Here is an 18,094-nt window from a genome sequence, read left to right as displayed (position 1 = left end):
TCCGTCCACAGCGGTTGAAACGTCCATCACGGACCGGTCTCATCTGTTGCACCCGGCAGTGGACACAGGGTTACCCTTCGGTCACCATGGCTCTGCAGAAGGCATCTGAGAACGCCGACGCGAGCAGCGAAGCGGCACCGGCGCCGCCCTCGCTGCGCAGTGGCGTGTGCCAGCAGCTGAGAGCAATGGCCACGCTCCAGGCGGCGGCCTTCGCCGCGGTCGAGGTCGTATGGGCGTCGACCCACATCTCGCTCTACCCCTTCGGCGCACGCCGGCCGCGCCGAGGGCCGGTTGGTCAGGGCTACCGCATCGAGCACCTCTCGCCCCTGCAGCGCGGGATGTTCGTCTCCGGGGTCACCGAGCTGGGGACGCCGATCCTGCTGCTGCACGGCCTGGCTGACAACCACTCGATCTTCGCGCTGCTGCGCCGGGGTCTGCTGCGTCGCGGGTTCTCCCAGATCTTCGCGATGAACTACTCGGCCCGCACCAAGGACGTGCGCACCCTCGCCGTCCAGCTGGCCGAGGAGATCGAGGCGATCGCCCAGGAGACCGGGTACGAGCGGATCCACGTGGTGGCGCACAGCCTCGGCGGCGTGATCGGCCGCTACTACGTCACCCGGCTCGGCGGTGACGAGCGCGTGCACACTCTCGTCACGCTGGGCGCTCCCCACACCGGGACGCTCCTGGCCCACGTCGCCCCGACCCCGCTGGCACGTCAGCTGAGACCCGCCAGCCCGCTGATGCGGGAGCTGAACCAACCGGCCCCGGGGTGCCGCACCCGCGTGGTCGCCTTCTGGTCCGACACCGATGAGGCGGTCGTGCCGGCCGTCAACGCGTCCTTGGAGCAGGAGGGCGTCGCGACGACGAACGTCCGGCTGCGCGGCGTGGGACACATCTCGCTACCCATCCTGCCGAGCGTCGTCCACCGCATCGCCCGCAGCCTGACCCAGCTCGACAGCGGCGGCGACCCCACCGCGTCGGTGACGCACCTCGCCCTCTCGACCTGACCCGCACCCGCGGTTTTCCGGCGATCCTGGCCGACGTCGACGACCCGGTTTTGCGTAACGAAATGGTCACGCTAGGGTTTCGGAGATTTGTCCTAGATCCCCTGCCGAGGACGACGTCTTTCTCATGAGTGACTATTCGGGTCGACACCGTCCTCCCACACGCGCCGAGCGCCGTGCCCTCGAACGCCGCTCCCGCCTCCCCAAGAGCTTCTCCGCCACCTACGCGCTGCCGACCGCTGCCGCCGTGACCTTGGCGCTCACCGCCGTCGGTGCCACCGCCGCCGAGTCCTCGCCCTTCTCCGGCGAGGTCGCCGAGCAGGCAGCTGCCTCACTCAGCGCCACCACGCTGCTCGAGGACCCGCAGCTGGGCAAGGACGCGCGCATCGAGGTCGCCGCTGCCTCCCGCGACTCATCCGGGCTGTCCGAGCGCCGCCGCGCCGTGTCCGACGACGTCGTCGACAGCCAGGTCCGCGCCCAGGAGCGCGCCGACCGTGACAAGAAGCGCAAGGAGCTCGTCGCGAAGAAGAAGGCCGAGCAGAAGGCCGAGAAGTCGGCTGCCGGCTGGGTTCGTCCACTGGCCAGCGGGTCACTCACATCCGGCTTCGGCTTCCGTTGGGGACGGTTGCACGCCGGAGTCGACTACGGCGCATCCGTCGGCACCCCGCTGCGCGCCATGGGTGACGGCACCGTCGTCGGCGCCGGTCCGATGAGCGGCTACGGCGTCTACATCGACGTCGAGTACGCAGACGGGACCGTCTCGCGCTACGGGCACCTCTCCTCCGTCGCCGCCTCGGTCGGTCAGCAGGTCGCCGCCGGCGACACCGTCGCCTACTCCGGCAACACCGGGCGCTCGACCGGCCCGCACCTCCACCTGGAGATCCGCCCCGGCGGCGGTGAGCCGGTCGACCCGACCGGCTGGCTGACCGAGCGCGGCATCCTCTGACGCGTCCACCCCGGACAGGCACGAAGGGGGGCCGACCAGTTGCTGGTCGGCCCCCCTTCGGCATGGCGGCCCGGTCAGATCTTCTCGAGTGGGGCGTAGCGCAGCAGCAGGCGCTTGACCCCGTCCTCACCGCCGAAGTCGACGTGTGCCATCGCCTTGTCACCCTCCCCCTCGACGCGGATGACCGTGCCGAGACCGAAGCTGTCATGGGTGACCTTGTCCCCGTCTGCGAGCGCGATGATCGGGCGGTTGCCCGGTGAGCGCACGCCCGGACGTGCGGCCAGCCGCGCCACCGCGGGCTCGCGGGCGCCACCCGGGCCACCGAGCGGCGGACCGGTGCGCTCCCACCGCAGCAGGTGCTCCGGGATCTCGTCGAGGAAGCGCGAGGACGGGTTGTACTGCGGCGTACCGAAGACGTTGCGCACCGCGGCGCGGGACAGGTGCAGGCGCTCGCGGGCACGGGTGATCCCGACGTAGGCCAGGCGGCGTTCCTCCTCCAGCTCCGTGGAGTCACCCAGGCTGCGGTTGTGCGGAAAGGTCCCGTCCTCCATGCCGGTGAGGAAGACGACGGGAAACTCCAGCCCCTTGGCCGTGTGGAGCGTCATCAGGGTGACCACACCCTGCTCGACACCGTCCTCGGCGCCGCCCTCGTCGTCCGGGATCTCGTCGGCGTCGGCGACGAGACTCACCTGCTCGAGGAAGTCGTCGAGGCTGACCACCTCACCGGTCTCCTCCCGGGTGGCGTCGAACTCTCGAGCCACACCGATGAGCTCGGCGAGGTTCTCCAACCGGGTCTCGTCCTGCGGGTCGCGACTGGCCTGCAGCTCGGCCACGTAGCCGGTGCGCGTCAGGACGGCCTCGAGGAGGTCACCGATCCCCCCTTCGCTCTCCTGCTGCTCCCGCAGCCCCTCCAGGAGCGAGGTGAAACCGGCGATCGACTTCACCGAGCGGGTGGCGATGCCGGGCGCGTCCTCGGCACGGCCGAGGGCGGCGATGAGGGGGATGCGCTCGCGCTCGGCGAGCTGCCCGACCGCGATGAGCGCGCGGTCGCCGATGCCGCGCTTGGGAACGTTGACGATGCGGCGCAGGTTGACCGTGTCGGCGGGGTTGGCGATGACGTGGAGGTAGGCCAGCGCATCCTTGACCTCGCGTCGCTCGTAGAAGCGGGTGCCACCGACGACCTTGTACGGAAGGCCGACGCGGACGAAGACCTCCTCGATCGCACGAGACTGCGCGTTGGTCCGGTAGAACACCGCGACGTCGCCCGGGCGCACGCCGTGCTCGTCGTGGAGGTCGTCGATGGTCTTGGCGACGAAGGACGCCTCGTCGTGCTCGTTGTCACCGACGTAGCCGACGACCGGCTCACCCTCGCCGGCCTGTGTCCACAGGTTCTTCTTGCGGCGGGACTCGTTGCGCTCGATGACGGCATTGGCTGCGGCGAGGATCGTGCCCGTCGAGCGATAGTTCTGCTCGAGCACGATCGTGCGCGCATGCGGGTAGTCCTGCTCGAACTCGATGATGTTGCGGATCGAGGCACCGCGGAAGGCGTAGATCGACTGGTCCGCATCACCGACGACGACGAGGTCGCTCGGCTCGACCGCCTTGGGGTCGCGCTCCGCCGGGTCGTCATGACCTCCCACGAGCTCACGCACCAGCTGGTACTGCGCGTGGTTGGTGTCCTGGTACTCGTCGACGAGCACGTAGCGGAAGCGACGACGGTAGTGCTCGGCCACCTCGGGGAAGGCCTGCAGGATGTTGACCGTCGTCATGATGATGTCGTCGAAGTCGAGCGCATTGGCCTGGCGCAGCCGTCGCTGGTACTCGCTGTAGACCTGCGCGAGCGTGCGGTCCTGCGGGGTCCCACCGGTCTGGGCGTCCTCGTCGATCGAGACGCTGCGGGCGAACTCCTCCTCGTCGACCAGCTCGTTCTTCAGGTTGGAGATCCGGTGGCCGAAGGAACGCGGTGGGAAGCGCTTGGGGTCCAGGTCGAGGTCACGCATCACGAGCGCCACGAGCCGCTGGCTGTCGGCGGCGTCGTAGATGGAGAAGTTGCTCTTCATCCCGACCTTGGTCGCCTCGCGGCGCAGGATCCGCACGCATGCGGAGTGGAAGGTCATCACCCACATCGCCCGCGCCCGCGGCCCCACGAGCTCCTCGACCCGCTCGCGCATCTCGGCGGCGGCCTTGTTGGTGAAGGTGATCGCGAGGATCTGGCCGGGCTGGGCGCCCTTCGTCGCGAGCAGGTGTGCGATGCGGTGGGTGAGCACGCGGGTCTTGCCGGAGCCGGCGCCGGCGACGATGAGCAGTGGCCCACCCTCGTGGACGACGGCCTCGCGCTGGGCGTCGTTGAGGCCGGCCACCAGCTCCTCGGCGTCGATCTCGTGGGGGGCGCGACGATGGGCGTGCGCGGCTCGGGTCGGGCCCTCGTCGGACATCGCCCACGTGGGCACTCCGGAATCGGTCACCTCCCGGGTCCAGTCGCCGGGCAGGGCATCGGGAAGGTCGTCGAAGAGGCTGCTCATGTCGCGCTCCAGCCTACGTCGGGGGGCCGACACTCCCTTCGCCCGAGTACGGTGCCGCGGTGAGCCCGATCCGTGACGACCTGACGTTGTTGCGCGACCGCCGCTTCGCCGCACTCTTCGGGGCCCGGACGCTGTCCATGCTCGGTCTTGCCTTCGCGCCCGTGGCACTCGCCTTCGGCGTGCTCGCGCTGCCGGGCGCCGACGCCGGCACGCTGTCGGTGGTCGTCGCCGCCGAGGCGATCCCGCACGTGCTCGGGTTGCTGCTCGGTGGCGTCGTCGCCGACCGGTACCCGCGTCGTCTCGTGATGTTCACCGGCGAGTGCCTCTCGCTGACCGCCTGGGCCGGGATCGGCACCATGCTGCTGACCGGGTGGGCTCCCCTGCCCGCACTCTGCGGCTTCGCGGTGCTCACCGGCCTGGCCGGAGCCGTCGTCTGGCCGGTCCTGTCCGGAATCATCCCCGAGGTCGCCCCGCGCGAGCACTTCCAGGCGGCGAACGCCCTGCTCGCGGTCGGCGCCAACGTCGCCCGGATCACCGGGCTGGTCTCGGCCGGAGCGGTGGTCGTCCTCGTCGGCCCGGGCTGGGCGCTCATCTCTGCCGCGCTCGTCTACGCCTGCGCGGCCGTCTTCGCCTGGCGGATCGGGGCCACGCCGCGCCCCGGACACCAGGGCGGCACCTCGGCCGTCGCGGAACTGCGCGAAGGGTGGCACGAGTTCTCCTCCCGCCAGTGGCTGTGGGTCGTCGTGGCCCAGTTCGCCCTATTGGTGCTCGCCTGGCAGGGCGCGCACACGGTGCTCGGCCCCGTCGTCGCGAAGGCCGAGCTCGGGGGCGCCGCAGCATGGTCGGCGATCCTGACCGGCGAAGCGGTCGGGATGCTCATCGGGGTGGTGATCGCCCTGCGGATCCGCCCCCGCCGTCCGATCCTCGTCGGCGTCCTGCTCACCGCGACCACCGCACTGCCCTATCTCCTGCTCGGCGTCGGGGCCCCGCTGCCGTGGATCGTCATCGGCGGCTTCCTCATGGGGCTGGGCATGGACGTCTTCAACGTGCTGTGGCAGACGACGATGCAGCGGGAGGTCCCGCCGGAGGCGCTCTCCCGGGTGGCCTCCTACGACGCCTTCGGGTCGATGGTCTTCGGGCCGGTCGGGGTGCTCCTCGCCGGCCCGGCCGCCGTGTACCTCGGCGCCCGCCAGGCACTGCTCGTGTGCGCGGGGCTGATCGTGGCATCAGCGCTGCTCGCGCTGCTGTCGCGGGAGGTACGCACGCTGCGTGCCCCCGACCGGGTCACACCGGTGGTCGAGGGCGAGTACTCCCCACCGGTCGACCCCGTCGGCTGAGGTCCGCTACGCGACGGCGACACCCAGCGACATCGCGCCGAGCGCCCTCGGTCCGTCCTGCTGGTAGAAGTGCTCGAGCTCGACACCGGTGAACCCGGCCGTCTCGAGCATCATCCCCGGCTCCCGCGTGAGGTGGCACCCGCCGGCGATCCGCTTCTGGATCGGCTCCAGCCGGCGCTGCCAACGGCGCACGGCCTCGTCGGGGGCCAGACCGTGCTCGAGGACGTGCAGCGTGCCGCCCGGTCGGAGCACGCGCCGCACCTCCTGCAGGGCCGCAACCGGATCCGGGATCGTGCACAGGGACCACGTCACGAGCGCGGAGTCGAAGGCGTCGTGCGCGAACGGCAGCTGCTGCCCGTCCAGCCCGGCCCGCTCCACCGGGACACCGCTGGCGGCGATCCGATCGGCAGCCAGGCGCCAGGCCAGGTCGGCCGGCTCGACGGCGCGCACCCGCGTGACCGCCGCGGGGTAGCACGGCACGTTGAGCCCCGACCCGAAGCCGATCTCGACGACCTCACCGTGCAGGTCGGCGCAGACCCGCCATCGGTGCGGCTCCATCGCGGCGATGCCACAGGTCGCATCGACCAGCCGAGGCAGGACGTGATCGCGGTAGAGGCCCACGGGCCACCCCCTTCGTCAAAGTCCCAGTGTGGCAGCGCGCCGCCACGACATACGATCGGCAGATGGCCCAGATCGTTCGCCCCGACGCCCGCTACCGGCACTCCTACCTCGCCGCGCACGACGAGTTCGACGGGGCGCACCGCGACGGTGACGGCGAGTGGGAGCAGGCCGCCGACCCGGCGACGGGCTTCGAGGGCTACACCTTCACCCGCGAGGGCCTGGCGGACAAGGACGAGTTCATCCGCTTCGTCCGCAGCCGCCGCGCCGAGGAGCTGCCCGAGTCACCCCGACCGGCCGGGCACGTCCCGTGCACCTTCCTGTGGATCGTCGAGGGTGATGAATACCTCGGCTCGATCGCTCTACGACACGAGCTCAACGACTTCCTGCTCGAGCAGGGCGGTCACATCGGCTACTCCATCCGTCCTTCGGCAAGGCGGCAGGGGCACGCGACCACCGCCCTTCGCCAGGTGCTGGAGCTGGCCGGCGAGCTGGGGATGGAGCGGGTCCTGCTCACCTGCGACGAGGACAACCCGGCCTCCCGCGCGACGATCGAGCACGCCGGCGGCGAGTACGAGGACTCCCGCGCCGGCAAGCGTCGATACTGGGTGACCGCGATCACGACCGACCGTCCCGCAGGCGCCGTCATCGGGTGAGTCGGGCCTAGGCTGACGTCCATGGCGAAGGAGCACGGCGCGGACGTGCACCTGTCGGTCGGCGAGCGCGAGGTGCGCATCTCCAGTCCCGAGAGGATCTACTTCCCCGCTCGCGGTGAGACCAAGCTCGACCTGGCGCACTACTACCTGTCCGTGGGCGAGGGCATCCTGCGCGCACTGCGGGAGCGACCGACGATGCTGCACCGCTTCCCCAAGGGAGTCTCCGGCACCAAGGTGCACCAGAAGCGGCTGCCGAAGGGGGCACCGGACTGGGTCTCGACAGTGCGCCTGCACTTCCCCCGCTACGACCTGCACGCCGACGAGCTGTGCCCGACGCACCTCGCCGAGATCATCTGGGCGGTGCAGATGTCGACTGTCGAGCTGCACCCGTGGAATGTCCGCTCCGCCGACGTCGACCGGCCCGACGAGTGGCGGATCGACCTCGACCCGATGCCGGATGCCCCCTTCGCCCGGGTGCGACGGGTGGCCGGGGTGTGCCGCGAGGTCCTCGACGAGCTCGGCATCGTCGGGTACCCCAAGACCTCCGGGGGATCCGGGCTGCACGTGTACGTGCGGATCGCGCCGCGGTGGGAGTTCACCGATGTGCGAAGGGCGGCACTCGCCTTCGCCCGCGAGGTGCAGCGGCGGGCGCCGCAGGACGTGACCACACAGTGGTGGCGCAAGGACCGCGACCCGGCGACGGTCTTCGTCGACTACAACCAGAACGCCCGCGACCACACGATCGCCGCCGCGTACTCCGTGCGGGGCAACGCCGAGGGAACTGTCTCGACACCGGTCACCTGGGACGAAGTCGCCGACGTCCAGCCGGGCGACTGCACGATCGCGACGGTCCCGGAGCGGTTTGCCCGCCTCGGCGACCTGCACGCGACCATCGATGACGTCGCCCACGACCTCACCCCGCTGCTGGAGTGGGCGGAGCGTGACGAGGCGGAGGGTGCTCAGCCGCCCGTCGAACCGCGAGCCCCCCACTAGGGTCGCGGGATGAGCACTCCCTCGCATCCCGCGGTCGACCGGGTGGTCGCCGCACTCGCCGAGTACGACCTGCACCCCGAGGTCCTCTGGCTCGACGATGCCGTCACGACCGCGCCGCTGGCGGCCGCTGCCATCGGAGTCGAGGTGGGGCAGATCGCCAATTCCCTCGTCTTCACCCTCGACGACGAGCCGCTGCTCGTGCTCACCTCGGGCGCCCACCGCGTCGACACCGACTGGCTCGGCGCCCGGCTGGGTGGCACCATCGCCCGCGCCTCGAAGGAGACCGTCCGGTCCGCGACCGGGCAGGTCATCGGCGGCGTCGCTCCCCTCGGCCATCCTGCTCCCGTGCGGACCGTCGTCGACACCGATCTCGAGCGGTATGACGAGGTGTGGACGGCCGCCGGCCACGCGCGAACCGTCTTCCCGACGAGCTACGCGCAGCTGCTGCGCATGACCGGCGGCGAGCCGAGCCCGGTCACCCCGTGACGTCAGCGGCGCAGTGCCGCCGCGACCCAGTGCTCCAGGCCGGCCTCGTCCTCGACCGCGTCGGGCGAGACGTCGAGCCAGCTGGGCCCCATGTCCCTCTCCCCCATCAGCGCCTGCTGCGCGTACCACGAGCCGACGTCCTGCAGCAGGCTCTCGCCCTCCGACGGGTCGACACGGACGAGCAGTCCACCCCCGCCGCGCACCCCGAGCGCGATGGCCCCACCCACCATGAAGATCAGCGAACCGAACATGCGTTTCTCGTCCCACTCGACGCCTCGATCTGACAGGGATGAGCGCAGCCGGTTCGCCAGTTCCTCGTCGATGGCCATCGACCCACACTGGCAGATGTCTATGGTGGGCAGGTGCCCGAGGACGTCTCTCTCCCCCACCCGGTGACGGGCGCGCCCTTCGCCTCGCCCGTGCAACCGGCGACCGGGTGGCCCGACGATGTCGCCACCCCCGCGACCCCCGTCGCCCGCACCGCCGCGCAGGTACGCCGCCTGGCGAAGGGAGCGCTCGGCCCCACGGAGCTCGACGCACGCATCTCCGTCTGTCGGGCGTGCCCGCGCCTGGTGGCCTGGCGGGAGGAGGTCGCGGTGACCAAGCGGGCCGCCTTCGCCGACGAGCCCTACTGGGGCCGACCGGTGCCCGCGTTCGGGCCGACTGACGCCCCGGTGGTCATCGTCGGTCTCGCCCCCGCGGCCCACGGAGCCAACCGCACGGGCCGCATGTTCACCGGCGACCGCTCCGGCGACTGGCTCTACGGCGCCCTGCACCGCGCCGGGTACGCGAACCAGCCTCAGTCATGGGCCGCCGGTGACGGGCTCGAGCTCGACGGGGTCCGGATCATCGCCCCCGTGCGCTGCGCCCCGCCGCAGAACAAGCCGACGACTGACGAGAAGCGCTCCTGCGCGCCGTGGCTCGACGCCGACCTCGCGCTGAGCGCACCGCACGTCCGCTCGATCCTGTGCCTGGGCTCGATCGGCTGGGACACCACGATCGCCGGAGTACGCCACGCCGGGTGGGAGGTCCCGCGCCCGAAGCCGAAGTTCGGCCACGGCGCCCGAGCCACCCTGCGCACACCCGAGGGGCGCGAGGTCGCCCTCGTGGGGAGCTACCACGTCAGCCAGCAGAACACCTTCACCGGCAAGCTCACCCGGGCGATGCTCGACGAGGTCATCGCTTCCCTGTGACACACGTCCTATCGTGAGGGCATGACCACCACCACTGCGCTCGTCGTCAGCCGTCACGGAGGACCGGAGGTCCTCGAGGTCCAGGAGCGCGAGGTGCCCACGCCCGGGCCCGGTGAAGCGCTCGTCGAGGTCGCGGCCGGCGGGGTGAACTTCATCGACGCCTACCAGCGCGCGGGTACCTACCCGACTCAGCCGCCGTACGTGCAGGGCTTCGAGGCCGCAGGAACCGTGCGTGCGATCGGTGACGGCGCGGTCGTCGCGGTGGGTGATCGTGTCGCGTGGTCGATGACCATCGGGCTGCACGCCGGCCTGGTCATCGCGGACTCGGAGAAGCTGCTGCCGGTACCCGACGGCGTGGACCTCGAGACGGCGGCCGCGGCGACACTGCAGGGCATGACGGCCCACGCACTGGTGACCGACGTCCACCACGTCACGCAGGGCACGGTCGCGCTGGTGCACGCTGCTGCCGGCGGGGTCGGACAGCTGCTCACCCAGATGATCGTCAGCCGCGGCGGCCACGTCATCGCCACCGCCGGGTCCGCGGCGAAGCTGGAGATCGCCCGCTCGCGCGGCGCCGCCGAGACGATCGACTACAGCGAGGCGGACGACCTGTCCGGGGCCGTGCGGCAGGCCGCCGAGCGCCTCGGCGCGACCAAGGGCGTGGACGTGGCCTACGACGGGGTCGGCAAGGCGACCTTCGACGACTCGCTCGCGTCGCTTCGCCCGCGCGGGACCATGGTCCTCTTCGGCGGCGCGTCCGGCCAGGTGCCCCCCTTCGACCTGCAGCGGCTCAACTCCGGCGGCTCGCTCTTCGTCACCCGGCCCAGCCTGGCGCACTTCATCAGCGAGCGGGAGGAGCTGATGATGCGCGGGCGCGAGCTGTTCGCCGAGATCGACTCCGGCACGCTCGACATCGCCATCGGGGGCCGCTTCGGTCTTGACCGGGCCGCGGAGGCGTACCGCGCGCTCGAGGGACGGGCGAGCACCGGCAAGTTGTTGCTCATCCCCTGAGTCCACGCAAGGTGTGTCGCGCGGCAGTTCAGTGTGTGAGCGACGAGAACAAGCGGTTCGTGGCCGCCTGAGGCGCGAACTGCCGCGCGACACACCCCTGTGGAAAGCCGAGAAGCCGAAATGGCCAGCGCTGGAAGGCTGGGCGGATGAGCGTTGTCACCCTCCATCTCGCCCAGGCCGGCGGCTCAGCCACGCGCGCCGAACTGCTCGACGTCGTCACCACTGGGACCTTCGAGGCTGCGGTGAGGAGTGGCGAGGTCGTCCGCCACCGGCGAGGCGTCTACGGCCTACCGCTCGACCCGGCAGAAGATCGCGTTGCGCAGATCGGCGCCCTGCTCAGTCACCGCAGCGCCGCTCTGCACCACGGACTCAACGTCCTGCACGCTCCCGAGCTCCCCGAGGCGGTGATCTCTCGGAGTCGCAGTCTGCCGGTTCCCCACGACGTGGATCTGCGGTTCCGGTCACTGACACCGGAGTCCGTCGACGGGCAGGCGACGACCGCGCTGCAGACGGTGGTCGACTGCGCACGGGACCTGCCGCTGCCGGAGAGCCTCAGCGTGGCCGACTCCGCCCTACGATCGGGCGCGCTCACCCGGGCCGACCTCGACCGTGCACTCGAGTCACTCCCTCGCACCGGCCGCGCTCGGGCCACGCGAGTGCTGCAACTCGCCAGCGCAGAAGCCGCCAACCCCTTCGAGTCGGGGCTGCGCGCCCTGGCGACCGAAACCACCGACCAGACCTGGGTGCCTCAGGCTCCCGTCACGCTGCGCAACGGGAGGGTGCTGCACGCGGATGCCGGTCATCTGGCGAGCCGGGTGACGCTCGAGGCCGACAGCCAGCAATCCCACAAGAGTCGTGCCGACATCATGCGCGACTGCAACCGCTACAACGAGATGATCCTCGCCGGCTGGGTGGTGCTGCGCTTCGCGTGGGAGCACGTGATGTTCCACCCCGACTGGGTGCGGGAGGTCATTGCGTGGGTGGTGGGCCAGCGCAGGGGCGTGTCGCGCGGCAGTTCGATGTCAGCGTGACGAGAACATGCGGTTCTCAGGGCCCGACACCACGAAGTGCCGCCCGACACACCCTGACGGTCAGCTCACCAGAGGAAGGCAACGAGGGCGTTGACGACCGCGAGCCCGGCGGCGACGAGCGCGAGCGTCTTGCCGTTCTCACCACGCTTGCTCTTGCCGTTGCCGATCTCGGCGCAGGCCAGGACGGCGATCATGATCACGAGCTTGGTGCCGATCTTGGCGTGGTTGACCGGGTCGTCACCCGCCTCCGCGAGGCCGGTGAGCCCGAGCCCCACGAGCAACTGGATGCGAGCGCCCCACGTCTGGATGACGTGCACGTGGCCGGCGACGAAGGGCGCCACGATGATCGCCAGCATCGCGAGCATGTGGAGGATGTAGAGGATGAGGTGCAGGGCGTCCATGCCCTCACCCTAGGCGTCGCGCTCGCAGACCCCCGGCAGGGGCTCAGTCCACCCCGGCACCCGGCAGGTACGGCAGCGCCGTCCCCACCATCGCCGCGCGTGGCAGGTCCGACAGCCGGTCGAGGGGGACCCACGCCGCGGCCCCCGTCGACCCATCGATCTCGACGACCCTGGCTGCGGTGGGCCGCGGACAGTCCGCCAGGTAGATCAGGCGCACCGCGTGGAAGTTCTCCTGCGCGTCCACGTAGTGCTTCGACTGCACCTGCACCAGGTCACCGACCTCGACGTGTTGGCCGGTCTCCTCGTGGACTTCGCGGACGACCGCATCGAGCGGTTCCTCGTGCGGATCGACGCCCCCGCCCGGCAGGGTCCACAGCCCACCGGCGCCACCACCGACCCAGCCGGCCAGACGTGACATGAGCAGCTGGTCGCCGTCGCGGACGAGCGCGTACGCCGCGATCCGTTGCAGCACACTCGCTCCGCGTCCGGCCGGCTCGAGCGTGGGCGCCACCACGGCCTGACCGAGCGCCTCGACGGCGTAGTGCACCTCGACGCAGCCGTCGGCACCGAGGACGGAGCGCACCAGCTCACCGGCCAGGCCGTGCTCGGCCAGCAGGTCCGCCGGGTCCCGACCGTGCGGGAGTGGCCAGCGACCGGCGTCCTCGGCCACGACGACGACACTCATGCGCCCGCCCGCCGGTACTCGGCGACGACGAGGTCCACGACTCGCCCCCACGTCTGGCTCGGCGGTGTGCCCACGTTGTGCTGGGCGAGGCGGGTGCGCAGGGTCGCGTCGGCGGCCAACCGCACCAGAGCATCAGTGAGCCCGGCGTCATCGGGAGCGAGCAAACCGCTGGTCCCGTCCGTGACAACCTCCGCCAGGCCGGAGTCGGCTCTGGCGATGACCGGCAGGCCGGCAGTGCGGGCCTCGAGCGCAGCGATCCCGAAGGCCTCCAGCCGCGTCGTCGAGAGGTAGACGTCGCACTCCCGGTAGTGCCCGGCCAGCTCGGACCGGGACACGCTCCCCCGCCACCGCACGACGTCGCCCAGACCCAGTGCAGCACTGCGGGACTCGAGCAGCGCCCGCATCGCGCCATCACCGAAGACGTCGAGCACCAGCGCCCCCGGCCCCAGTCGCGCGTGCGCATCGGCCACCACCCGCAGCAGCGCACCGACGCGCTTGCGGGGCGCCAGCCGGGTGGCGGTGACCACACGAAGCGGCCGCGCTGTGAACCGCACCGGTCCGGCCGGCCAGGCCCCCGGGTCGATGCCGTTGGGTACGACGCCCACCGGCAAGCCCGGCGCGGCGTGACCCACTCCCTTCGCCGCGACCTCGGAGACCGCGGACAGCACGGCCCCCTGGCCGGTCCACGTCCGCAGGGCCGGGCGCAACGTCAACGCAGCCTTGTCCAGGACGCAGTGGAAGGTCAGTGCCGTCGGCAACCCCAGCCCCGTCGCCACCCTGGCCATGTCCCAGGCGAAGGGGGACACCACGCCCAGGTGCACGTGCGCGATGTCGAACCCGCCGTGCTGCAGTCGAGCGCGCACCACGGGAGGAGCCATCGGGTTGACCGGGACGTCACCGGGCAGGTGGAGCGCCATCCGGTGCACCGGGACGCCGTCGACGATCTCGACCGTCCCGCCGCGCTCCCCCTTCGCCCCCCGCGTCGCGGTGAAGACCTCGACCTCGTGCCCGGCCGCCAGCAGGTGCACGGCGAGGTCGCTGACCTGGGACTCGATCCCACCGGTGCGCGGCGGGTAGCAGTCGGAGAGCAGGGCGACCTTCACTCCCCCAGAGTGCCATGGGGTGCGTGTGGAACAGTTGCACTCGATGGACCAGCCAGCCGCGCGCCGCACCCTCGTGGTCTTCCACGCGCACCCCGACGACGAGGCCCTGCTGACCGCCGGCACGATGGCCCGGGCGGCGGCCGACGGACACCGTGTGGTCCTCGTGGTCGCCACCGATGGTGCGCTCGGCCTGACCGATGAGGCCACCTACGGGACGACGGGTGCGGCCCTTGCCTCGACCCGTGGCCGGGAGCTGACGGCGAGCGCCGGCGCGCTCGGGGTCGCCCGCACCGTCGAGCTCGGGTACGCCGACAGCGGCAGCGGCCCGGACGTCCTCCCCGACCCCCCTGGCAGCCGCCGGTTCGTGCGGGTGCCACTCGAAGAGGCCGCTGCGACCCTGACGGAGGTCCTCCTGCAGGAGCAGGCCGATGTCCTGACGACCTACGACCCCAACGGCGGGTACGGCCACCGCGACCACGTGCGCGTGCACGAGGTGGGGTCCAGGGCCGCCGACCTCGCCCGCGAGCGTGGCCTGCCGGTGACGGTGCTGTGGGCCACCGTCCCGCGCGACCTGCTCTGCCGCGCAATCGACCTCGCCGCGAAGGTCTACCGTTTTCCCCCTCAGTTCGACCGGTCGAGCTTCGATCGGGCCTACTGCGCCGGCGCCGAGATCACCCACCGCGTCCCGGTGCGCCGGTACGCGAGGGCCAAGCGGGCGTCGATGCGCGCCCACGCCAGTCAGGCCACGGATCCCGGCGGCGGCGACCGCACGCTCGGGATACTCGCACGCATCCCCCGCCCGCTCTTCGACCTCGTCTTCGCTCGGGAGTGGTTCCTCGACCCGGCGGCGCCGCCGGGCACGACCCGCACCGACGTCTTCGAGGGGCTGACATGAGCGAGCCCACCAACCACCGGCGCGGGTCCCCGGCACTGCGCGTCGTGCAGGTCGTCCTCGGCCTCGCGCTGGCTGCCGCCCTGCTGTGGTGGGGGCTGCCCTTCTTCGCGCAGACGACCTGGGCCGAGGTCGGCGACGTGCTCGCCGGGGTCTCGCCGTGGAAGGCCGCGCTCTTCACGGGCTTCGTCATCGCCGGCCTGTACTGCTACACCTTCGTCATGACCGGCGCCATGCCCGGGTTGAGCCACCCCCGGGCCCTGGTCCTCAACGTCTGCGGCTCCTGCGTGTCCAACCTGCTGCCCGGTGGTGGTGCCGTCGGACTGGCTGCCACGTACTACATCGCCAAGTCGTGGGGGTTCACCGTCTCGAGCGTGACGACGATGGCGGTCGTGACCGGGGTGTGGAACGTCCTCGCCCGTGCCGCGCTGCCCGTCATCGCGATCATCGGCCTGTCGTGGGGCGCGCAAGGGCTCCCGCAGTCCATGCAGGAGGCGGCCTGGGCGGCGATCATCACCGGCGCCGTCGTACTCGGTCTCTTCGTCGTCGCGGTCGTCACCGATGCGGGCGCGCGGGCCCTCGGGAGGGGGCTGGACCGATTGGTGCGCTTGGTCCGTCGCGGGCACGGCGACGGAATCGAGCGCGGCCTGACCGGGCTGCGGGCGCAGATCGCGCAGACGGTGCGCACCGGGTGGTTGTCCATGACCCTGGGCATGGTCGGCTTCTTCGGCCTGTACTACGTGCTCTTCCTGCTGTGCATGTCCACCACGGGGGTAGAGCTGCCCTTCGGGCAGCTCTTCGCCGCGTACGCGATCGGCCGGCTGCTGACCGCGGTCGGGGTCACGCCGGGCGGGCTGGGAGTCACCGAGGCCGGCACCGTCGCCGCCCTGGTCGCCTGGGGCGCCGACCCGGCGGCATCCGTGGCCGGGGTCGTGATCTTCACGGTCTTCACCCACCTGCTCGAGGTCCCGCTCGGGGCGATCGGGTGGATCGCGTGGAGTGTCATGCCCCGGGCGAGCCGCGACGCGGTCGCCGAGGCCGCTGAGACGGGGCGCTGAGATCAGCCCAGCAGGCGTGCCACCTGCCGGGCGTGCGCCTGAGCGGCCACCTCGTCGTCGAGCTCTTCGGGCTCGAAGTCCCGACCGGTCGCCAGCCCGGCCGACCACCCGATGAGGGCGTCGGCGAGCCGTGGGTTGGCCGGCAGGATCGGGCCGTGGAGGTAGGAGCCGATGACGTGCCCGGTGACGGCACCCTCGGTGCCGTCGGAGTCGTTGTTGCCCTGGCCGTGCCTGACCCGACCGAAGGGATCCTGCCCCTGGCCGAGCACCGTTGCCCCGGAGTGGTTCTCGTAGCCGACGACGTCACCGAAGTCCGTGGAGAGCACCACCGGCCCGATCATGCGGGTCGTGTTGCCCTGCGTGGTCACGTCCAGGATGCCCAGGCCGGGCACACGTTTGCCCTCGACGGTGACGAAGGAACGCCCGAAGAGCTGATACATCCCGCAGATCATGAGCATTGGCACACCCTCGGCGGCCAGGGCCCGCAGCCGGTCGGCCCGGCGCTGAAGGTCCTGCTCGACGGTGACCTGCCCGGAGTCCTGGCCGCCACCCCCGACCACGAGGTGAATGGTCTCCGGCAGGGGCTGCCCGGGGTGGTGCTGGTGCACCACCGGCACGTAGCCGTGTCGCCGGATGCGCGCGGCCAGGCAACGCGTGTTGCCGAGGTCGCCGTAGATGCTCATCTCGCGCGGGTACATGTGCACCAGGTGGATCTCACCCTTGCCCTCGTTGCCGGGGTCGGCGGGCCGGTCGGAGGCGGCCGGCTCCCCGAGGATCGTGACGTCGCGGGGGTCGTGTGGTCCGACGTTGCTCATGCCCCTCATCCCTTCGCCTCGGGGGCGTCGACGCCCATCTCGGGCAGGTCGTAGCGTTCACCGAGCATCCGGCGCAGCGCGAGCATCGCGGTGTAGGAGGTGAAGATGCGTTTCGGCTCACCCTCGTGGTCGGCGAGGAAGGTCGTCAGAGCCCTCGCCAGGTCGGTCTCGGTCGCGGCGACGGGCACGTCGTCGTACTGCAGGCGCAGCGCCATGTCCCAGCCGCGCACCCCGGAGGTGAGGGCCACCCCCTTCGCCCGCAGGGACTCGAAGCTGACGTCGTAGAGCCAGGAGACGTCCCGACCGTCCGCGTAGTCGTCGTTGATGGCGATCATCGTCGCGGCCGGCGTGCTCGCGTAGGTGCTCAGCGCGACGGTGAAGCCGGCCGGGTTCTTGACCAGGACGAGGTCGAGCGGTGTCCCGTCGACGTCGATGACCTCTCCCCGGCCGAAGGGGGGCGCGACCGTGCGCAGCGCCTGCTCGGTGGCCTCGTGGCGGAACCCGGCACCGAGCAGGTGCTTGGCACTCGCGCTCGCCGCGGTGGCGTTGATCATCGCGGCCAGACCGCGCTGACGCAGGGTCACGGGACCGAGGGCGCCCCCTTCACCCGCCGCGCCGAAGGTGATCCGCAGCGACTCCTCGTCGATCGGCGCCAGTAGGCCGTCGCACTCACCGGCGGCCGGCGGGGCGAAGTCCTCCTGCTCCCGCGAGTCGTGCTCGGACAGCTCGCCGATGCGGTCGGCGACCGACGCGTCCAGGCCGAACCAGGTGACGTCGACGTCCGGCGCGAGGGTGGTGGCGATGCGGTTGACGAAGGGGTCATCCCGGTTGAGCACTACCCCGTCCGTGGTCATCGCGGCCAGTTGGGTCAGTAGGCGCGCCGTGTGGTCGATCTCGGCAAAGCGGTCGAGCTGGTCACGGGCGACGTTGAGCAGGAGCGCGTGGGTGGGTGCGACGGCGCGACCGAAGTGGAGGGCGTGCGCCTCGTCGAGCTCGAGGACGGCGATGTCGGCCTCCAGTCCGCCCCGCAAGGGCATCTCGGCGAGCATCGCGGAGATGACCCCCCGGGTGAAGTTGCTCCCGGTGGCGTTGGTGAAGACCCGCTTGCCGTGGGCGCGCAGGATGGCGACGAGCATCTTGGTGGTCGTCGTCTTGCCGTTCGTCCCGGAGACGACGACGATGCCACCCGGCACATCAGCGAGGGTGTGGGCGAGGAACGCCGGGTCGATCTTCTCCGCGACGAGCCCGGGCAGCGCAGAACCCCCGGCGCCACCGCCCTTCAGACGGGCTGCGCGTCGGGCCGCCTTGCCGGCAAGGGTGGCGATCGTCGTTCTCAGCACCGG

The 18,094-nt window shown here is 71.4% G+C and carries 19 protein-coding genes; 11 read left to right on the top strand and 8 right to left on the bottom strand.

Translation table 11 applies throughout. The features are described from left to right. Positions 1–86 precede the first annotated feature (86 nt). Both BJY20_RS12000 and BJY20_RS11995 read left to right on the top strand, forming a co-directional pair. On the top strand, positions 87–1,007 hold the full coding sequence (locus BJY20_RS12000; protein WP_246297146.1) for an esterase/lipase family protein: 921 nt from the start codon (positions 87–89) through the stop codon (positions 1,005–1,007). A gap of 124 nt (positions 1,008–1,131) precedes the next feature. After that, the gene (locus BJY20_RS11995) at positions 1,132–1,950 is read left to right on the top strand and encodes a M23 family metallopeptidase (protein WP_185991751.1); all 819 of its coding nucleotides are present in this window, start codon (positions 1,132–1,134) and stop codon (positions 1,948–1,950) included. 74 nt (positions 1,951–2,024) lie between these two features. On the opposite strand, the gene pcrA is transcribed toward BJY20_RS11995, so the two are convergent. Next, positions 2,025–4,472: a DNA helicase PcrA gene (pcrA, locus tag BJY20_RS11990; protein WP_185991750.1), complete on the bottom strand. Its 2,448-nt coding sequence runs from the start codon at positions 4,470–4,472 to the stop codon at positions 2,025–2,027. A 59-nt stretch (positions 4,473–4,531) separates the two neighbouring features. Here pcrA and BJY20_RS11985 point away from each other — a divergent pair, with 59 nt between their 5' ends. Continuing rightward, the gene (locus BJY20_RS11985) at positions 4,532–5,809 is read left to right on the top strand and encodes an MFS transporter (RefSeq protein WP_185991749.1); all 1,278 of its coding nucleotides are present in this window, start codon (positions 4,532–4,534) and stop codon (positions 5,807–5,809) included. Positions 5,810–5,815: 6 nt separating this feature from the next. On the opposite strand, the gene BJY20_RS11980 is transcribed toward BJY20_RS11985, so the two are convergent. Next, positions 5,816–6,430 carry a methyltransferase domain-containing protein gene (locus BJY20_RS11980; RefSeq protein WP_185991748.1) on the bottom strand — a complete coding sequence of 205 codons (615 nt, stop codon included), beginning with the start codon at positions 6,428–6,430 and terminating at the stop codon, positions 5,816–5,818. A 62-nt stretch (positions 6,431–6,492) separates the two neighbouring features. Here BJY20_RS11980 and BJY20_RS11975 point away from each other — a divergent pair, with 62 nt between their 5' ends. Genes BJY20_RS11975 through BJY20_RS11965 form a run of 3 tightly spaced genes read left to right on the top strand, consistent with a single transcriptional unit; the run spans position 6,493 to position 8,562 of the window. After that, the gene (locus BJY20_RS11975) at positions 6,493–7,083 is read left to right on the top strand and encodes a GNAT family N-acetyltransferase (protein WP_185991747.1); all 591 of its coding nucleotides are present in this window, start codon (positions 6,493–6,495) and stop codon (positions 7,081–7,083) included. 21 nt (positions 7,084–7,104) lie between these two features. Then, entirely contained in the window at positions 7,105–8,076 is a 972-nt protein-coding gene (gene ligD, locus BJY20_RS11970) for a non-homologous end-joining DNA ligase (RefSeq protein WP_185991746.1), read from the top strand. Positions 8,077–8,085: 9 nt separating this feature from the next. Beyond that, positions 8,086–8,562, top strand: coding sequence for a YbaK/EbsC family protein (locus BJY20_RS11965; protein ID WP_185991745.1), 477 nt, complete (start codon positions 8,086–8,088; stop codon positions 8,560–8,562). Positions 8,563–8,564: 2 nt separating this feature from the next. Here BJY20_RS11965 and BJY20_RS11960 read toward each other — a convergent pair whose 3' ends face one another. Next, positions 8,565–8,891 carry a TfoX/Sxy family protein gene (locus tag BJY20_RS11960; protein ID WP_185991744.1) on the bottom strand — a complete coding sequence of 109 codons (327 nt, stop codon included), beginning with the start codon at positions 8,889–8,891 and terminating at the stop codon, positions 8,565–8,567. Positions 8,892–8,924: 33 nt separating this feature from the next. Between BJY20_RS11960 and BJY20_RS11955 the strand changes: the two genes are divergently transcribed. The 3 genes from BJY20_RS11955 (at position 8,925) to BJY20_RS11945 (ending at position 11,797) form a co-directional block, all read left to right on the top strand. Continuing rightward, on the top strand, positions 8,925–9,755 hold the full coding sequence (locus BJY20_RS11955) for a uracil-DNA glycosylase family protein (protein WP_185991743.1): 831 nt from the start codon (positions 8,925–8,927) through the stop codon (positions 9,753–9,755). A gap of 21 nt (positions 9,756–9,776) precedes the next feature. Beyond that, complete coding sequence (locus tag BJY20_RS11950) at positions 9,777–10,766, top strand: quinone oxidoreductase family protein (protein WP_185991742.1); 990 nt, start codon at positions 9,777–9,779, stop codon at positions 10,764–10,766. A gap of 146 nt (positions 10,767–10,912) precedes the next feature. Next, positions 10,913–11,797, top strand: a complete 885-nt coding sequence (locus BJY20_RS11945) for a PDDEXK family nuclease (RefSeq protein WP_185991741.1) — start codon at positions 10,913–10,915, stop codon at positions 11,795–11,797. 65 nt (positions 11,798–11,862) lie between these two features. Here BJY20_RS11945 and BJY20_RS11940 read toward each other — a convergent pair whose 3' ends face one another. The 3 genes from BJY20_RS11940 to BJY20_RS11930 are packed head-to-tail and all read right to left on the bottom strand — an operon-like array spanning position 11,863 to position 13,986. Continuing rightward, positions 11,863–12,198 (bottom strand): hypothetical protein, encoded by a 336-nt coding sequence (locus BJY20_RS11940; RefSeq protein WP_185991740.1) that lies wholly within the window; start codon positions 12,196–12,198, stop codon positions 11,863–11,865. Positions 12,199–12,241: 43 nt separating this feature from the next. After that, positions 12,242–12,883: an NUDIX domain-containing protein gene (locus tag BJY20_RS11935; protein WP_185991739.1), complete on the bottom strand. Its 642-nt coding sequence runs from the start codon at positions 12,881–12,883 to the stop codon at positions 12,242–12,244. Further along, a complete protein-coding gene (locus tag BJY20_RS11930) occupies positions 12,880–13,986 on the bottom strand; it encodes a glycosyltransferase (protein WP_185991738.1) in 1,107 nt (368 codons plus the stop codon). Before BJY20_RS11930 ends, BJY20_RS11935 begins: the two co-directional genes overlap by 4 nt. A gap of 43 nt (positions 13,987–14,029) precedes the next feature. On the opposite strand from BJY20_RS11930, the gene BJY20_RS11925 reads away from it, so the two are divergent. Further along, positions 14,030–14,881 carry a PIG-L deacetylase family protein gene (locus BJY20_RS11925; protein WP_185991737.1) on the top strand — a complete coding sequence of 284 codons (852 nt, stop codon included), beginning with the start codon at positions 14,030–14,032 and terminating at the stop codon, positions 14,879–14,881. Continuing rightward, positions 14,878–15,936, top strand: a complete 1,059-nt coding sequence (locus BJY20_RS11920; RefSeq protein ID WP_185991736.1) for a lysylphosphatidylglycerol synthase transmembrane domain-containing protein — start codon at positions 14,878–14,880, stop codon at positions 15,934–15,936. The genes BJY20_RS11925 and BJY20_RS11920 overlap by 4 nt, the downstream gene beginning before the upstream one ends. Before the next feature lie 2 nt (positions 15,937–15,938). Here BJY20_RS11920 and BJY20_RS11915 read toward each other — a convergent pair whose 3' ends face one another. Both BJY20_RS11915 and BJY20_RS11910 read right to left on the bottom strand, forming a co-directional pair. Further along, complete coding sequence (locus tag BJY20_RS11915) at positions 15,939–16,751, bottom strand: type 1 glutamine amidotransferase (protein WP_185991735.1); 813 nt, start codon at positions 16,749–16,751, stop codon at positions 15,939–15,941. A gap of 5 nt (positions 16,752–16,756) precedes the next feature. Further along, complete coding sequence (locus tag BJY20_RS11910; protein ID WP_185991734.1) at positions 16,757–18,091, bottom strand: MurT ligase domain-containing protein; 1,335 nt, start codon at positions 18,089–18,091, stop codon at positions 16,757–16,759. Between the last annotated feature and the right edge of the window lie 3 nt (positions 18,092–18,094).

The sequence above is a fragment of the Janibacter cremeus genome, from assembly GCF_013409205.1.
Lineage (GTDB): Bacteria > Actinomycetota > Actinomycetes > Actinomycetales > Dermatophilaceae > Janibacter > Janibacter cremeus.
Note: the sequence above shows the minus strand (reverse complement) of the source record. Positions and strands in the feature narration are given on the sequence as shown.

Excerpts from the sequence above, each read along its gene's own strand:
- BJY20_RS12000 (WP_246297146.1), top strand. The coding sequence starts at position 87 with ATGGCTCTGCAGAAGGCATCTGAGAACGCCGACGCGAGCAGCGAAGCG.
- BJY20_RS11995 (WP_185991751.1), top strand. The coding sequence starts at position 1,132 with ATGAGTGACTATTCGGGTCGACACCGTCCTCCCACACGCGCCGAGCGC.
- pcrA (WP_185991750.1), bottom strand. The coding sequence starts at position 4,472 with ATGAGCAGCCTCTTCGACGACCTTCCCGATGCCCTGCCCGGCGACTGG.
- BJY20_RS11975 (WP_185991747.1), top strand. The coding sequence starts at position 6,493 with ATGGCCCAGATCGTTCGCCCCGACGCCCGCTACCGGCACTCCTACCTC.
- ligD (WP_185991746.1), top strand. The coding sequence starts at position 7,105 with ATGGCGAAGGAGCACGGCGCGGACGTGCACCTGTCGGTCGGCGAGCGC.
- BJY20_RS11965 (WP_185991745.1), top strand. The coding sequence starts at position 8,086 with ATGAGCACTCCCTCGCATCCCGCGGTCGACCGGGTGGTCGCCGCACTC.
- BJY20_RS11960 (WP_185991744.1), bottom strand. The coding sequence starts at position 8,891 with ATGGCCATCGACGAGGAACTGGCGAACCGGCTGCGCTCATCCCTGTCA.
- BJY20_RS11950 (WP_185991742.1), top strand. The coding sequence starts at position 9,777 with ATGACCACCACCACTGCGCTCGTCGTCAGCCGTCACGGAGGACCGGAG.
- BJY20_RS11945 (WP_185991741.1), top strand. The coding sequence starts at position 10,913 with ATGAGCGTTGTCACCCTCCATCTCGCCCAGGCCGGCGGCTCAGCCACG.
- BJY20_RS11940 (WP_185991740.1), bottom strand. The coding sequence starts at position 12,198 with ATGGACGCCCTGCACCTCATCCTCTACATCCTCCACATGCTCGCGATG.
- BJY20_RS11935 (WP_185991739.1), bottom strand. The coding sequence starts at position 12,883 with ATGAGTGTCGTCGTCGTGGCCGAGGACGCCGGTCGCTGGCCACTCCCG.
- BJY20_RS11925 (WP_185991737.1), top strand. The coding sequence starts at position 14,030 with ATGGACCAGCCAGCCGCGCGCCGCACCCTCGTGGTCTTCCACGCGCAC.
- BJY20_RS11920 (WP_185991736.1), top strand. The coding sequence starts at position 14,878 with ATGAGCGAGCCCACCAACCACCGGCGCGGGTCCCCGGCACTGCGCGTC.
- BJY20_RS11915 (WP_185991735.1), bottom strand. The coding sequence starts at position 16,751 with ATGAGCAACGTCGGACCACACGACCCCCGCGACGTCACGATCCTCGGG.